Origin of the sequence: Streptomyces sp. cmx-18-6 (assembly GCF_046548915.1) — a bacterium.
Classification (GTDB): domain Bacteria; phylum Actinomycetota; class Actinomycetes; order Streptomycetales; family Streptomycetaceae; genus Streptomyces.
In genome coordinates this window covers 80,670-93,289 of the sequence record NZ_JAEBEP010000015.1, presented here as the reverse complement: position 1 = coordinate 93,289, position 12,620 = coordinate 80,670, and the positions used below count along the sequence as shown (strand labels likewise).

Annotated in this window: 10 protein-coding genes; 3 read left to right on the top strand and 7 right to left on the bottom strand. The window is 74.7% G+C overall.

Annotated elements, in window-relative coordinates; all coding sequences use genetic code 11:
- The 4 genes from ACLJPL_RS28925 to ACLJPL_RS28910 form a co-directional block, all read right to left on the bottom strand.
- Window positions 1–900, bottom strand: coding sequence for a hypothetical protein (locus ACLJPL_RS28925; protein ID WP_411083888.1), 900 nt, complete (start codon window positions 898–900; stop codon window positions 1–3).
- A 76-nt stretch (window positions 901–976) separates the two neighbouring features.
- Entirely contained in the window at window positions 977–1,504 is a 528-nt protein-coding gene (locus tag ACLJPL_RS28920) for a SigE family RNA polymerase sigma factor (RefSeq protein WP_411083887.1), read from the bottom strand.
- Between the two features lie 189 nt (window positions 1,505–1,693).
- Window positions 1,694–2,578 carry a carbohydrate-binding protein gene (locus ACLJPL_RS28915; protein ID WP_411083963.1) on the bottom strand — a complete coding sequence of 295 codons (885 nt, stop codon included), beginning with the start codon at window positions 2,576–2,578 and terminating at the stop codon, window positions 1,694–1,696.
- Between the two features lie 155 nt (window positions 2,579–2,733).
- On the bottom strand, window positions 2,734–4,116 hold the full coding sequence (locus ACLJPL_RS28910; RefSeq protein WP_411083886.1) for a carbohydrate-binding protein: 1,383 nt from the start codon (window positions 4,114–4,116) through the stop codon (window positions 2,734–2,736).
- A 250-nt stretch (window positions 4,117–4,366) separates the two neighbouring features.
- Here ACLJPL_RS28910 and ACLJPL_RS28905 point away from each other — a divergent pair, with 250 nt between their 5' ends.
- Window positions 4,367–5,059, top strand: coding sequence for a phosphotransferase (locus ACLJPL_RS28905; RefSeq protein ID WP_411083885.1), 693 nt, complete (start codon window positions 4,367–4,369; stop codon window positions 5,057–5,059).
- A gap of 96 nt (window positions 5,060–5,155) precedes the next feature.
- Here ACLJPL_RS28905 and ACLJPL_RS28900 read toward each other — a convergent pair whose 3' ends face one another.
- The 3 genes from ACLJPL_RS28900 to ACLJPL_RS28890 all read right to left on the bottom strand — a co-directional run bounded on the left by ACLJPL_RS28900 (window position 5,156) and on the right by ACLJPL_RS28890 (window position 10,252).
- Window positions 5,156–6,670, bottom strand: a complete 1,515-nt coding sequence (locus ACLJPL_RS28900; protein WP_411083884.1) for a hypothetical protein — start codon at window positions 6,668–6,670, stop codon at window positions 5,156–5,158.
- A gap of 169 nt (window positions 6,671–6,839) precedes the next feature.
- The gene (locus ACLJPL_RS28895) at window positions 6,840–9,365 is read right to left on the bottom strand and encodes an FtsX-like permease family protein (protein ID WP_411083883.1); all 2,526 of its coding nucleotides are present in this window, start codon (window positions 9,363–9,365) and stop codon (window positions 6,840–6,842) included.
- Window positions 9,359–10,252 (bottom strand): ABC transporter ATP-binding protein, encoded by an 894-nt coding sequence (locus ACLJPL_RS28890; protein ID WP_411083882.1) that lies wholly within the window; start codon window positions 10,250–10,252, stop codon window positions 9,359–9,361. Before ACLJPL_RS28890 ends, ACLJPL_RS28895 begins: the two co-directional genes overlap by 7 nt.
- 156 nt (window positions 10,253–10,408) lie before the next feature.
- Between ACLJPL_RS28890 and ACLJPL_RS28885 the strand changes: the two genes are divergently transcribed.
- Complete coding sequence (locus ACLJPL_RS28885) at window positions 10,409–11,890, top strand: sensor histidine kinase (RefSeq protein ID WP_411083881.1); 1,482 nt, start codon at window positions 10,409–10,411, stop codon at window positions 11,888–11,890.
- Window positions 11,890–12,534, top strand: coding sequence for a response regulator (locus ACLJPL_RS28880; RefSeq protein WP_411083880.1), 645 nt, complete (start codon window positions 11,890–11,892; stop codon window positions 12,532–12,534). Before ACLJPL_RS28885 ends, ACLJPL_RS28880 begins: the two co-directional genes overlap by 1 nt.
- Window positions 12,535–12,620 lie beyond the last annotated feature (86 nt).

Sequence of the window (12,620 nt, the reverse complement as noted above, 5' to 3'; positions counted from 1 at the left end):
CTACGGCTGGACCTTCAGCCACTCGGGGCTGGTCGCCAGCGTGGTGAGCTGCTCCAGGGTGATCGCGGGCTCCGGGCGGGTGGCGGGCGTCGACTGCTCGCCGGAGTTGAAGGCCGAGACGACGACCCGCAGGCCGTCCGGGCGCATCGTGTCGGCAGTCCACACGACGACACCCGCACCGCCCTTCTCACCGGGCCCCTTCGAGGTGGCGAGCAGGGTGCCGTCCGGCAGGGTCGTCGCGTCGCCGTACAGGTGGTCGGCGACGTCCCGCATGTCGGGCTGCACATTGATCTGCACGAGGGTCCTGCCCTTGCCGTCGTCGACGACGACGGAGGCGTACTGCTCCTGGTTGTCCTTCTCCTCCACGGAGAGGCCCTTGGGCAGCAGCTTGAGGAAGGTGGGCATCACCAGCGCGTAGTCGAGCGGCGGCTCCTGGGAGCGCTTGGGCTGGCGGCGCGAGGGGTCCGGCGACCCCTCACCGGCACGCGCGGCGTCCTTATCGGTGCGCGGCGTGTTCTCCGGGCCGGGCTTGGCGTCGGGCTCGGTGCTGGACTTGGCGCTGGGCCCGGTGCTGGGCTCGGCGTCGGGTCCGGCATCGGGCTCGGCATCGGACTCGGCTTCGGCTTCGGCGGAAGGGGTCGCCGAGGAGGTCGCCGGGCCGCTGCCCGCCACCCCCGTACCGTCGCCGGGGCCGCTGCTCAGCAGTCCGGCCCCGAACGCCCCACCGCCCCCGATCAGCGCCAGGGCCAGCACGCTGCCCGCCACGGCGGCGCTCCGGCGACGGCGGAGCGAGCGGCGACCCCGGTCCAGGGCGCCGTCCACGACGGCGGCGCGGCCGGTCATCTCGAAGGTCTCCCCCGTACGGCGGAGCTCCTGGCTGAGTTCGTCCTCAAAGGGCATGGGGAACCACCACTTCTCGTTCGGGGTGCACAGCGATTGACGGTGAACAACTGAGGGGACAGGTGACGTGGATCAGTCAGTGAGCGGCGAACTCCGCGATGCTGCCGCCGCCCAGCAGGACGCGCAGCCGCCCCAGCGCCCGCACGCAACGGGTCCGTACAGCGGCCTGGCTGACCTGGAGCGCGGCGGCGGTCTCCTCGATGCTCCGGTCCTCCCAGTACCGCAGGACCACCACCGCCCGGTCCTTGGGCGTCAGTTGGGCGAGCGCCCGGAGCAGCGTCATCCGCAGCGCCGGATCGTCGGGGTCGGCCCGGGAGCTCCCGGGCCGGGGCCCCTCGGGGAGTTCGGCCAGCGGGCGTTCGCTCGCGGAGCGGCGACGCCGGTGGGTCAGAAAGGTCCGGACGAGCACGGTCTGCGCGTACGCCGCCGGGTTGTCGATACGACGGGCCCGCCCCCACAGCACGTACATCCGGCTCAGCGTCTCCTGCACCAGGTCCTCGGCGAGATGGACATCGCCACTGGTCAGCAGGCAGGCCGAGCGGTACAGATGGCTCGCCCGCCCGGCGGCGAACTCCTTGAACTCCTCGGCACGCGACGTCCTCATACCCTCCCCCGTTCGTCCGTTCCGCCCCTCCCTCCCATCGACGCGCCGGGCCCCGGCAAATGTTTCAGACGCCCCGCGAGAATCTTTTCCCCTCTCGCGGGAGTGCGCGCGAGCGCGCGAAAGCGCCCCGTTCACGCGCCGGAAGGCGTGAACGGGGCGCGGGGCGGTGGTGCGCTTCCGCTGCTGTGTCTACCCGCGTTCCCACAGCGCGGGGACGTTCGGCGGCTCCCAGCCGGTGATGGCCTGGTGTGCCTGCCGGCAGCGGTAGGCGACCCCGCCGTAGGTGACGCGGTCTCCCGCGCGGTAGGAGGTTCCTGCCGCCCAGGTGCCACCCGGCGGGTTGGTGGGCGGATTCGTGGGCGGGTCGGTGGGCGGATCGGTCGGACGGGGCGTCTGGGCGACGTCCAGGACGAAGTCGAAGCTGCCCTGTCGCCCGTTGCCGACGCTGCGGACGTTCATCAGCAGCCTCGGATCGAACAGGGCGTCGGTGTTGTTGCGCGGCTCGCCCGGGAAGTACAGCTGGGTGGTGAGGATGCGTCCCCCGGGAGCCTGCGCCTTCACATGGATGTGCCGGGTGCGGCCCGGGTAGAGGCCCGGCACGACGGTGGTGAGGCTGAACGCCCCGTCCGCCCCCGTGAACTGGTGGCCCCGGAAGGCGTATTGGGCCATGTCGTACGACCCGTTGGTGTCGGCCTGCCAGAAGTCGAGCAGCGCTCCGGAGATGGGCCGGCAGGCCCGTCCGAAGACGTAGCCGCTCACGGTGAGCGGCACGCCGGGGGTCCCGGGCGTCACCAGGCTGGTGCGGCGCGGGGAGTTGGGCTTGAAGTACGGGCCCTCCATCTGCGGCGGCGTGGGGTCGTCGCCGTCGTCGCACTGCGGGGTGGGGGCCAGCAGCGGCCCGTCCCCGCCTGCGGAGGAGGCGGCGTCCCGGGCGAGCGCGACTCCTCCCCCGGCGAGCAGAGGAGCCGCGCCCGCGACGATCGCGGCCTTGAGGAGGCCCTTGCGGCTGATCCGCCGCCGGTCGTCCGGTTCCTGGTCGGAGGCGTTCGCCTCGTGGGGGGTTCCGTTGTCCATTTGTGGGGTCATGACAGTTTCCTCGGAGTCCTCGGTGCGGGGAGGCGGAGAGGTTCAGGAGGTCGGGTGGTTCAGGAGGTTCAGGAGGTCGGGAGGTTCAGGGGGTCCGGGGGCCCGGGGGTCAGAAGGTCCGGAGGTGCGAAAGGCCGAGGCGGTCAGAGCCGCTGCCAGAGGGCCGGGACGGCCGCCGGGGTCCAGCCGGGCTGGGCCGTGTGCGCCTGGAGGCAGCGGTAGGTCGCTCCGCCGTACGTGACCGTCGCGCCGACCGCGTACGAGGTACCGACCGCCCAGGTGCCGCCGCCCGGCGGGTCGGTGGGCGGCGGGGTGGTGGGCGGCGGGTCGGTCGGGCCGCCGCCGCTGGTGACGAGGGTCAGCCCGTACGCCTGGAGGGCCGGGAGCAGCGGCTGGAAGTACGTCGTCCCGCCGGAGCGGCAGTTGCCGGAGCCGCCGGAGGTGACGCCCTGCGCCTGGCTGCCGGAGATGTAGGCCCCGCCGGAGTCGCCCGGTTCGGCGCAGACGCTCGTGCGGGTCACGCCGGAGATGGTGCCCTCCGGGTAGGTGACGCTGGTGTTGAGCTGCTGGATCGTGCCGCAGTGCCAGCCGGTGGTGGAGCCGGAGCGGCAGACCGAGGCGCCGACGACGGACGGGGTGGAGCCGGCGACGGTCACATCGCCCCGGCCGTAGCCGTTGACCAGGGGCTTCGGCACCCAGTTGGCGTTGGTGGCGACCCAGGCGTAGTCGCGGCCGGGGAAGGTCGAGCCCTGGAAGGTGCCCTGGGCCTGCTGGTTGACGCCGTTGGTGGTGGTGCCCGTCCGGCCGCAGTGGCCGGCGGTGACGAAGCCGTTCTGGGTGCCGCCGCGCGTCACGGAGAAGCCGACGGAACAGCGGCCGCCGCCGCCCATGTAGTACGCGTCGCCGCCCCGGATGTCCGCGAGGGCGCGGGGCTGCTCGGCGGAGCGGGCGACGGTGACCAGCTTGCCGCTGACCCCGGCGGCCTTCACGAACGCCTCGGCGGCCGAGGTGGTCGCTCCGTTCACGACGACCCGGTTGGCCTCGACGTCGACGTACCAGACGGGCACGTTCTTCGGGGCCTTGCCCAACGCCGCCTTGTCCAATGCGTCCTTGACCGCTTCGAGCCGGTCCAGGCTGTGGCCGACGACCTCCGCCTTCGCGCCCGCCTTCGTGATGAGGGCGGCCTCGGAGGCGTCGGTCGTGGAGACGGTGAGGTCGGCCTCGTCCCCGCTGACCCGGGCGCCGGCGTAGCTCGCGCCGAGGGACTTCTCCAGACCCGCGGCGACGGCGGCGGCACGGTACTCGCCCGCCAGCCGGCTCTTCGCGGCCTCCGCGTCGAGCCCGAGGTCGCGTTCCAGGGCGGCCAGCAGCCCGGGGGAGAGGCTGTCGGCGGAGACGGCCGGGGCGGTGGTTCCCGAAGGGTCGGCGGACGCCACTCCGTTCAGTCCGGCGAGGGCGAGCGCGCCCACGGCCACCGTGGCGGTCGCGGTGGTGAGCACGCGTCTGCGGAGCGTGGTGTTCTCCACGTAACTCTCCTTGGTTCAGGGGGTGTCCAAGTCCGGAGGGGGTTGGTCCGGACCAAGGAATTGCCGACACCGTAGCGGCGCGCGAACCCGGGGCAGGAGATCCCGTTCACCCCCTCCTCCCGCGTTATGGGGGGCCTGGAGGGGTTCAGGTACGGGGACGGGGGCTCCTCAGGGACGGCGACGGGCCTCTCCCCGCGCGAAGACGTCCGCCGCCTCCCCTTCCGTGGTACGCCCGGGTAGGTTCGCCCCCATGCACACAGGGCAACTTCTGGGCTCGGGACGTACCGCCGACGTGTACGAACTCGACGGCTCCTGGGTCCTTCGCCGCTACCGCGACCGCACCGACACCACGGGGGAGCTGGCGGTGATGTCGTACGTCCGCGCCTTCGGGTATCCGGTGCCGCGCATCGGCCCGCCCGCCGAAGGGGCCCGCCCCACGGACCTGGTGCTCCAGCGACTGACCGGCCCGACCATGGCCGAGGCCCTGATGACGGGGGCCATGGGGGCCGCCGAGGGGGGCGCGCTGCTCGCCCGGCTCCTGCGCGAACTGCACGCCATCCCGCCCCGGGTCTCGGGCGATCCGGAGGACTGCATTCTCCACCTCGACCTGCATCCGGAGAACGTGATGCTGACGGAGCGGGGTCCGGTGGTGATCGACTGGTCCACCGCCACGGAGGGGCCGCCCGGGTTCGACCGGGCGATGTCGGCGCTGACCCTGGCCCGGGTGGCGCTCGCCCCGGAGTTCCCGGTGCCGTTGACGCAGGCCCGTACGCTGCTGACGGCGCTCCTGGCGGAGTTGACCGACGACGGGGGCGCGTGCGCCGCCGACCTGGCCGTCGCCCGGGCCCGCCAGCGGGAGAACCCGTGCCTGACGGAACCCGAACGGGGCTGCCTGGGCGAGGCGGTGAAGATGGTGCTGGGCTGTGCGCCGCCCCGGAGCTGAAGCTTTGGCCGCGCACCGCCGAGCTGGATCCTCAGCCGCGCACCGACCCGCTGAAGCCGTACGGGTGAGCCGCCCCCGGGGCTTCGGGCGTGCCGGTCAGAAGACGACGAAGTCGGGTCGCAGCGCGCGGACCGGCGGCTGCCTTCCGGTGCCGTTCTCGGCGACGACGAGGTAGCGGTCGCCGTGGACGGCCAGCCCGACGGGTGCGTGCTGGTCGAGGTCGTACAGGCTGAGCACCCGCAGGTGCCGCCCGTTCTCGGGGTCGATCCGGAAGAGCTCCCGCCTGCCGAGCACCCACACCGAACCGTCGCCCGTGGTGATCCCCCGGGTCTCGTCGTCGAGGTCCGAGGTCCACCGCCGGGTCCCGTCGTCCAGGGAGATCGCGACGAGCCTGCCGTCGTAGTCGACGGAGTAGCCCTGCCTCTTGCGGAAAGTCCGCAGGTCGCCCGGCTTGACGGCGGGCGCGATGAGCAGATTCCCGACGACGACCGCGGCCGGCAGGGGGCGCGCCGCGAAGGTCTCCCCCCGGTAGACGTCGAAGCCGCCGACGAGCAGCGTGTGGTCGGCCGCCTCGGCGGGAACGGTGGTGCGCACCGAGCCCCGGTCGTCGACGGCCAGGACGGCGCGGGTGCCGCGCGCTCCCGGCTCGTCCACCCACAGGGTGAGCGGGTCGGCGGAGACCGTCGCATAGCGCGTACCGGAATCCCGGACGGGCAGAACGGTCCGCGTGGAGACGGCCCCCGTGCCCGGGTCGAGCCGCAGGGCCTCCGCACGCACGGACGCGGAGTCGGGCCCCGAGCCTTTCCCCGGGCCGGACGGGCAGTGGGCCACGGCCACCACCGTACGGCGTGAGGCGTCGACGAAGACGGGACGGCAGCCCTCACCGCCCCCGGCACGCCACCGCTCCCGGCCGTCGACGGCGGACAGGCCGCGCCAGCCCGACTCGTCCCGCACGACCGCCACGTCCCCCGCGAGGGCCAGGGACCGGGAGAACGGCCCGGCCGACGACCGGCCCGGGTCGTCGTGGTGCGCCCACCGCGTGGCGCCTTCCCGCAGGTCGAGTGCGGCCGTGGTGCGGCACGGCTCCCCTTCGGGCGCGTGGCCGATGAGGCCCAGCCCGCCGTGGGTCGCGGTGCTCATGGCGCAGACGGTGTCCCTGGCGGGCGGCTCCCACGTCCACGCGGCGCCGCCGTCGCCGGTCCGGTACGCCGTCACCAGGTCCGGTCGTACGCGCACCACCTGGTCGGCGGTGGTCCACGCCCCGACCGCCTCGGCCGCCCCGGGGTGGTCCTTCGGCACCGCCCAGACCTCCTCGGCCCGGTTGGACCGGTAGCCGACGAACAGCGAGGGGGCGACGACGATGCCGGCGAGCACCCCGCACACGGCCGCGAGCGGTCGCCCTGTCAGCGTGTCCCGCCCTGCGGCGACGATCAGGCCCCCGACCGAACCCCCGACGACCAGCATCATGATCGCGGGCACCGACGGGCCGTCCATCACCAGCAGCCCGACCGAGGCCGCCATCAGCCCGACCCCGGCCCCGCCCACCGTCCCCAGCCCCAAGGCCGCTGCCCGCGGCCACCGCACCGGCCGGCCGAAATCGTTCGCTCTCATATCCCGCCCCGCCCCCTGTCCGTGCGAAGACCGCCCCCCACCGCGCGATGGCGGTGACCTGGCCCCCTCTTTCCACGGTGCCGCGAACCTATCGGCTCCGTACCGTCCCGTCATTGCCCGGTTCCGGCAACGACCCGGCCGGCGGAGCGCGGCGAACCGGGCACCCGGACTACTCCCGCATCCCCGCCAGTTCGACCGGCCGCGTGCGCAGGGCGAACGCGGCCGGCACGACGGCGGACACCGCCGCCAGCACCGCCGCGGCCGCGCAGACCGCGCCCGTCTCCGCCCACGGCACCACGACCCCCGACCCCACGCCGAGCAGCGCCAACGCGCCCCACACTCCCAGCAGGTTCACCGCGGCGACCCCCGCGCCGATCACCGCCCCCACGGCGACCACGACGACCGCCTCCACCGCGACGAGGCGCAGGGCCTGCGGGACGGTGGCCCCGGCGAGGCGGAGCACGGCGAGGTCGCGGACCCGGTCGGAGGTGGCCGTCACCAGCGTGTTGGCCAGGGCGATCCCCGTACACAGGAGGGCCATCCCGAGGATCAGCCACAGTCCCGTGCTGGTGCTGTCGCTCGGCCCCGGGGCGGCCGCGTCGGCCCACTGGGCCCCGGTCAGCACCCGTGCCCCGCCGCCCTCGTCGGCGGCGGCCGTGCGCAGCGCGGCGGCGACCGCGTCCCGGTCGGCGGCCTCCGCGAACGCCACGTCGATGCGGTCCGGCTCCGCTCCCCCGGCGTTGCGGGCGGTGACGTAGACGCCGTTGCTGCCGGTGCCGGTGGCGAGGACGGCGGCGACGCGCAGGGACACCTTGCGGCCGTCGCCGAGCCAGACGGTGACCCGTTCGCCGACCGTCGTGGTCAGCCACTCCTCATTGACGACGATGCTGTCGTCGTCGAGGTCGGTGAGGCGTCCGGACACCACGGGCGGCGCGGAGACGGCGGCGAAGCGGGCGGGGTCGACCGCGCGGGCCTCGGAGGTGACCAGGGCGGTGCCCTCTTCGAGGACGGTGACGGCGGTGGACGACGAGACTCCGGCCGTGACGCCGTCGAGGTCCCGGACCCGCTCGACGAGGCCCGGCGGCAGCGTCCGGCCCGCCGCGCCCGGGGCGACCACGAGATCGGCGGTCGTGGCGGCGCGCACCTCGGCGGCCTTGGCCTCGGCGAGGGTGGCCACCGTGCCGAGCAGGGAGGCGGTGAGCGCGACGGTGATGATGACGGGGGCGGCGACGGCGGCCGTACGGCGCACCCCGGCGGAGGTGTTCTCCCTGGCGAGTACGCCGGTGGCGCCGGGCAGCCGGGCGGGCAGCCAGGTCATCGCCCGGGTCAACGGCCGTACCAGGACGGGCGCGAGGAGCGCGACGCCCACGATGAGCAGCAGGGGCCGGGTGACGTAGGACTTGCGCCCCAGTACGTCGCCGGGGTCCAGGACCAGCGCGGTGGCCAGCAGTCCCGCACCGGCCGGCAGGACGAGGGCGGCCAGGATCCACCGGCTCACCGGCATGGCCCGGCTGTCGACGGCCGCCTCGCGCAGCGCCTCGGTCGGGGCGGTCCGCCCGGCCCGGTGGGAGGCGACGAGCACCCCGGCCGTCGCGACGGCGACGCCGGTCCAGAAGGCGGTGTGCAGCGGCCAGGTCTGCTCCCCGATCGCGAACCACCCCGGGGCCAGGCCCGCTTCGACCAGCCGGGCGGCCAATACGGGGGCCCCGGCGGCCCCGAACCAGCAACCGGCGGCCGAGGCGAGGACCCCGACGACCACGGCCTCGGCGAAGACGGTCCGCCGGACCTGGCCGGGGGTCGCGCCCGCCGTGCGCAGCAGCCCGAACTCCCGCCGGCGCTGGGCGACGGCGAACGAGAACGTCGAGGCCACCACGGAGACCGAGACGAACAACGTGATGCCCGCCGCCGTCCCCAGCAGCGCGTTGACCGAGACGAGCGCCTGGGCGTCGCGGTCCGGGTCGGGGTCGGCGCGCCGCCGTTCGTCGCCCGTGAGGACGTCCATGCCACCGCCGGAACCGGCCACCACGTCCCGTACGGCGGTGGCGTCGGCGTGCACCACCAGGGCGTCGACCGCCGGGGAGATCCGGGCCGCCTGCTCGTCGGTGAGGAACACGGCGTCCTCGAAACCCCGGTCGGCCACGGTGCCGACCACGGTCAGGGTGTGCGTGCCCGCAGGCGTGACGGCTGTGATCCGGTCTCCCGTACGGAGGTGGCTTCCGGGCCCCGCCGTGACGACGGCCTCGTCCGGGGCGGCGGGGGCGCGCCCGGAGGTCAGCCGGTACGGGGCGGCACCGGCGACCGACCACGGGTGCCCGGTCCTCGGCTCCCGGCCCTCGCCGGAGCCCCCCGCGTCCGTCCCCTCCCCCGCGTCCGCCATGTCCACCGGGAAGCTGCGGTCCTCCACCGTCCGCCCCAGCGCGGCGAGTTCGGCGGCGAGCGCGGGCGGCACCGGGCGCGGCCCGGCGAGCGGCCGGGTCCGTACGCCGATCGAGGTCTCCACGCGGAGTTGGTCGGCGGCCCGGACGACGACGGGCGCGGCGGCGAAGCGCTCGGGCCCCCGGTCCGGGGCGTCGAAGGTCGCGGCGAGGGCCAGACCGGTGGCGGCGATCAGCCCGACGCCCAGGGCGAGGGCGACGAAGGAGCCGACGAAGGTGATCCAGCGGGCCCGTACGGCGTGCAGCGCGAGCATCAGCATGAGGTCGCCTCCGTACGGATCGCGGTGGTGAACGGGGACGCGGTCGCCACCGGGGTCGCCGTCGTATCCGCGTCCGTATCCGTTTCCGCGTCCGCGTCCGTATCCGTGTCCGTGTCCGTATCCGTGTCCGTGTCCGTCGTGAACGGCGTCGCCATCCGGGCCGCGACCTGCTCCGCCGTGGGCGCGTACAGCTCGTCCCCGACCCGCCCGTCCGCCAGGAACAGCACCCGGTCGGCGAAGGAGGCGGCGACCGGGTCGTGCGTCACCATGATCACGGTCCGGCCGTCGTCCACCATCGAGCGGAGCAGGGCCAGCACACCGCGCCCGGTGGTGGAGTCGAGGGCTCCGGTCGGCTCGTCCCCGAAGAGCACCTCCGGCCGGGTCACCAGGGCGCGGGCCAGGGCCACCCGCTGCTGCTGGCCGCCGGAGAGTTCGCCGGGCCGGTGCCGGGCCCTCTCCCGCAGCCCCACCTGTTCCAGCGCCTCCAGCACCTGGGCCCGCTTCGGCCTGCGGCCGGCCAGGCGCAGCGGCAGGGCCACGTTCTGCTCGGCGGTCAGGGAGGGCAGCAGGTTGAACGCCTGGAACACGAAGCCGATCCGCCCCCGCCGCAGCCGGGTCAGCCGTCTCTCGCTCAGCCCGGTCAGCTCGGTCTCGCCCAGGAACACCTGGCCGCCCGTGGGCCGGTCGAGGCCCGCCGTGCAGTGGAGGAGGGTCGACTTGCCGGAGCCCGAAGGCCCCATGACGGCGGTGAAAGTACCCCGGGGGATGTCCAGGCTGACGCGGTCGAGGGCCTTCACCTCGCGGCCCTCGCGACCTTCGCGGTCTTGGCGGCCCTCGCGGCCGTAGGAGCGGGTGACGGAACGGAGTCGGACGGCTGTTTGGTTCATGCCATCAGTCAATCCGCGCCGACGTGGCGGCACATCGCAGCGAGGGAGAGTCCTGAAGGTGGAGCTACCTCCACCCCCGGGCGCCGGACAGCGGCAGGTCAGCGGTGGAGTGAGGGGGGTGGTGAGCGGTCGCCGGCGTCTCGTAGCGTGCCCGGCATGCACTCATCCGGCACACGACGGCCCCCCGCGGAGCAGCACCGCGCCCAGCCCCCCGCACGCTCGTCGGCCGGTTCACCGCAGCCGCCGTACGGGCCGCCGCCCGGCCTCTGGCGACCGCTCCGGCAGCGTGGCCACCTGCGCGGCGGCCGGCCGTGGCGCGCCGCGCTCTACCTCCTCACCAGCGTGCCGCTCGGCGCGGCCACCCTGCTCACGCTGGTCCTGCTGGCCGTCGCGGGCAGCGCGCTCGCGGTGGTGCTGGTCGGGCTGCCGCTGCTCCTCCTCCTGGTCCTCTCCGGCATCCCGCTGGCCTCGCTGGAGCGGCGCAGGCTCCGGCTGATCGACAGCGCCCCGCTCCCGGACCCGCACCGCGAACCGCCCGGCACCGGGCTCGCCTCCTGGCTGCGCACGCGCCTCCAGGAGCGGGCCACCTGGCGGGAGCTGGCGTACGCGCTCCTCTTCGCGACGGTGCTGTGGCCGCTGGAGGCCCTGGCCATGGGGACGCTGCTCCTGGTCTGCGGCGGGCTGATCGCCACTCCGGCCGTGATGGCGGTGGGCGGCGACGGGGAGGCGAAGGTCCTGAAGCTGTGGATCGTCGACTCCTACCCGGAGGCGTTCGCCGTGCTGGCGGCCGGGGTGGTGCTGCTGCCGTTGCTGGCGTACCCGCTGGGCGCGCTGGCCGCCGGGCGCGCCGCGCTGACCCGACTGCTCCTCTCCGTACCGGATTCCGGGGCCGACTCCCGCATCCAGGAGCTGGACCGGTCCCGGACACGGCTGGTGGACGCGTTCGAGGCGGAGCGGCGGCGGATCGAGCGGGACCTCCACGACGGGGCGCAGCAACGGCTGGTCGCGCTCTCCATGACGCTGGGCCTGGCCCGGCTGGAGGCCCCGGGCGAGCCGCTGGGCGGGCTGCTGGCCAAGGCGCAGGGGGAGGCGGACGTCGCTCTGCGGGAGATCCGGGAGCTGATCCGGGGCATCCACCCCCAAGTCCTCACCGACCGGGGGCTCCAGGCGGCCGTCGAGGACGTGGCGGACCGCTCGCCGATCCCCGTCGACGTCCGCATCGAGGTGCCGGGGCGGCTGCTCGAAGCGGTGGAGAGCGGGGTCTACTTCGCGGTCAGCGAGGCGCTGACGAACGTGGCCAAGCACAGCGGCGCGACCCGGGCGGTCGTGACCGGGCGGGTCGCCGCCGGGCGGCTGACGGTGGAGGTCGAGGACGACGGGCACGGCGGCGCGGAGGTCGGCGCACGGCACAGGGCGACAGACGGCGGGACGGACGGCACGCCGGGCACCGCACCGGACGGCCGGACAGACACCGCACCGGTTGGCCGAGACACGGTGCCGGACGGCGGGACGGGACTCCAGGGTGTCGCCGACCGCCTCTCGGTGCTCGGCGGCTCCCTGCTACTGTCCAGTCCGCCCGGGGGGCCGACGGTGTTCCGGCTGGAGCTGCCCTGCCCGCCCGCACGATCGAGGACCTGATGCTGCGCGTCGTACTGGCCGAGGACAGCGTGCTGCTGCGCGAGGGCCTCGTAAGCCTGCTGGAACGGTTCGGCCACCAGGTGGTCGCCGGGGCGGGCACCGCGCGGGAGCTGACGGCGGCGGTCCTGGAGCACCGCCCGGACATCGTGGTGACCGACGTGCGGATGCCGCCGGACTTCTCCGACGAGGGCCTGCGGGCCGCGATCGAGCTGCGGGAACGACTGCCGGGGCTGCCGGTCCTGGTGCTCAGCCAGTACGTCCAGCGCGCCTACGCCGAGGACCTGCTCGACTCCCACGACGGTACGGGGGTGGGCTACCTGCTCAAGGAACGCATCGGCCACGTCGAGGAGTTCGTCGACGCCCTGGACCGGGTCGCGCGCGGGGACACGGTCGTGGACCCCGAGGTCGTACGCCAGTTGATCCGGCACCGCCGCGACCCGCTGTCCCGGCTGACCGCCCGCGAGCAGGAGGTGCTGGCCCTGATGGCGGAGGGCCGGTCCAACGCGGCCGTCGCGGACGCCCTGTCCGTGGGCGAGGGCACGGTCAGCAAGCACTTCGGCTCGATCCTCACCAAGCTCGACCTCTCCGTCTCCGACGACACGAACCGCCGGGTGCTGGCGGTGCTGGCCTACCTGCGCGGCTGAGGCTCACCGCCCGCCACAGTCCTCCCCGCCCTCCGCGCCCCTCCCCGTCCTCCCCCGCCCTCCCCTTTCCGCGTGCGCCTCGGCGT

Bases quoted from the DNA above. Each gene is read 5' to 3' on its own strand.
- ACLJPL_RS28905 (WP_411083885.1), top strand. From the start codon at position 4,367: ATGCACACAGGGCAACTTCTGGGCTCGGGACGTACCGCCGACGTGTAC.
- ACLJPL_RS28890 (WP_411083882.1), bottom strand. From the start codon at position 10,252: ATGAACCAAACAGCCGTCCGACTCCGTTCCGTCACCCGCTCCTACGGC.
- ACLJPL_RS28920 (WP_411083887.1), bottom strand. From the start codon at position 1,504: ATGAGGACGTCGCGTGCCGAGGAGTTCAAGGAGTTCGCCGCCGGGCGG.
- ACLJPL_RS28900 (WP_411083884.1), bottom strand. From the start codon at position 6,670: ATGAGAGCGAACGATTTCGGCCGGCCGGTGCGGTGGCCGCGGGCAGCG.
- ACLJPL_RS28895 (WP_411083883.1), bottom strand. From the start codon at position 9,365: ATGCTGATGCTCGCGCTGCACGCCGTACGGGCCCGCTGGATCACCTTC.
- ACLJPL_RS28880 (WP_411083880.1), top strand. From the start codon at position 11,890: ATGCTGCGCGTCGTACTGGCCGAGGACAGCGTGCTGCTGCGCGAGGGC.
- ACLJPL_RS28915 (WP_411083963.1), bottom strand. From the start codon at position 2,578: ATGGACAACGGAACCCCCCACGAGGCGAACGCCTCCGACCAGGAACCG.
- ACLJPL_RS28925 (WP_411083888.1), bottom strand. From the start codon at position 900: ATGCCCTTTGAGGACGAACTCAGCCAGGAGCTCCGCCGTACGGGGGAG.
- ACLJPL_RS28885 (WP_411083881.1), top strand. From the start codon at position 10,409: ATGCACTCATCCGGCACACGACGGCCCCCCGCGGAGCAGCACCGCGCC.